The 237-nt window shown below is 59.5% G+C and carries 1 protein-coding gene; it reads right to left on the bottom strand.

Going from position 1 to position 237, the window contains the following annotated elements:
- Positions 1 to 237 (bottom strand): PQQ-dependent sugar dehydrogenase (locus tag Q4528_RS16000; RefSeq protein ID WP_303522745.1); only part of this gene is annotated, 237 nt, incomplete at both ends.

The raw sequence follows: 237 nt of genomic DNA on the forward strand, positions 1-237 counted from the left end.
TCCCAATAATGCTCTGGCTGGGCCATGCCGGATTTTTCCGTGCCTTCCCCGATCTTTGCACCGGAATAATGCCGCCCATAGGTGATCACCGGCCAGCCGTAATTCACGCCTGGTCGGATTCGATTGACCTCATCCCCGCCGCGCGCGCCATGTTCGTTGACCCAAAGATTGCCCGCCAGATCCAATGCCGCCCCTTGCGGGTTGCGATGACCATAGGACCAGATTTCCGGCAAGGCC

Origin of the sequence: Staphylococcus pasteuri, assembly GCF_030547725.1 — a bacterium.
GTDB classification, from domain to species: Bacteria; Bacillota; Bacilli; order Staphylococcales; family Staphylococcaceae; genus Staphylococcus; species Staphylococcus pasteuri.